Source organism: Streptomyces sp. NPDC102451, from assembly GCF_044765485.1.
In the GTDB taxonomy this organism is placed as follows: Bacteria; Actinomycetota; Actinomycetes; order Streptomycetales; family Streptomycetaceae; genus Streptomyces.
This window is the reverse complement of sequence record NZ_JBIWKD010000056.1, coordinates 1-1446: the sequence shown is the minus strand read 5'-3', so window position 1 is coordinate 1446 and position 1446 is coordinate 1. Positions and strand designations below refer to the sequence as shown.

Genomic DNA, 1446 nt, shown 5'->3' with positions numbered 1-1446 from the left:
ACCGGATTCAACCGGTCGTTGCAACACCGGCCTTTTGATGCAACTGTAGCTGCTCGTTGAACGCTTCGGCAGGTGTCTTCCAGCCGAGCGTCTTTCGGGGTCGGGAATTGAGGGCGTGGGCGACTGCCTCGATCTCTTCGGCGGACCACCTTGAGAGATCGGTTCCTTTCGGAAAGTACTGACGGAGGAGTCCGTTGGTGTTCTCGTTCGTGCCGCGCTGCCATGGGCTGTGGGGGTCGGCGAAGAATACGGGAATGCCGGTCTCGACTTTGAATTGCGCGTGCGCCGACATCTCCTTTCCGCGATCCCAGGTCAGCGACCGCGCCAGCTGCTCGGGCAGCGTCGACATCGAGTTGGCGAGTGCGTTTTTCATCGTGATCGCCCCATAACCGGCCAGCGCAGGACCGTTCTTGACCGTGTGCTTGTGCCTGTAGCCCTCCTCGCGGGGCAGGTGAACCAGCATCGTGAACCGGGTTGACCGCTCGACCACCGTGCCGATCGCGGACCGCTCCAGCCCGATGATCAGATCCCCTTCCCAATGGCCAGGAACCGCACGGTCCTCGGCCTCGGCGGGCCGTTCGCTGATCAACGCTTCGGGCGTCACATGCGCCCAGGTCTTGCGGCGCGAACGAGCACGCGGGGCACGCAGCGCGCGGCCCGTGCGCAGGCACAGGATCAGCTCTCGCTTGAGCGCCCCGCGGCCCTGAATGTAGAGCGCCTGGTAGATCGCCTCGTGGCTGATGCGCATGGACTCATCATCCGGGAAATCGAACTTGATCCGGTTCGCAATCTGCTCCGGACTCCATGCCTGCACCCACGCGCGGTCCTTGCGGTGCGGCTTGTTCCGCCCCGTCCACGCACCTGCCGATGGCCCTGCGATCGCCGTGCCGCCGGGCGTGCTGATCTGTCCGGACAGTCGTTCCTGGACATAGGCGTGCAACCGCGGATTGGCGGCCAGCTTCGCCGTTTTCGGACGGCGTGCGGCCATGTCCGATTTCCACTGCGCGACCGATGCCCGATAGTCGAGCTGCCCGCCCCTGGTGGCCGCGTTGCGCCGGAGCTCACGGGAAATAGTCCCCGGATCACGGCCCACTTCCCGGGCAATTTCGCGTACACCCCTGCCCTGGGCTTTCAGGAGCGCAATCTCCTCCCGCTCCGCAAACGACAGGTATCTGCCCGAAGGCGGCTTCGGATCGAACGGTCGCATACCGCCACACTGCCGATACCAGCGTGTGGCCACCGCCGGCGCCACGCCGATAACCCCGGCCGCTTCCTCGGCGAGAAGACCCTTGGCAATCTCGTCCCAGAACGCAGTTTCAATGTGACGCTGGTACTTCGGATGCCCTGGGGACCTCAACTTCAGACGCACCGCTCGATCGGCTGCCTGCTGACGACGCGCCATCCCACACCTCGCTGATCACGAGGTGTTGCGACGACCAGTTGAAT

General features: G+C 64.5%; 1 protein-coding gene. It reads right to left on the bottom strand.

Annotation, left to right across the window (positions count from 1 at the left end; genetic code table 11):
- Positions 1–7 precede the first annotated feature (7 nt).
- The gene (locus tag ACIRD8_RS37825) at positions 8–1402 is read right to left on the bottom strand and encodes an IS30 family transposase (protein ID WP_404002328.1); all 1395 of its coding nucleotides are present in this window, start codon (positions 1400–1402) and stop codon (positions 8–10) included.
- Between the last annotated feature and the right edge of the window lie 44 nt (positions 1403–1446).

Bases quoted from the DNA above. Each gene is read 5' to 3' on its own strand.
- ACIRD8_RS37825 (WP_404002328.1), bottom strand. From the start codon at position 1,402: ATGGCGCGTCGTCAGCAGGCAGCCGATCGAGCGGTGCGTCTGAAGTTG.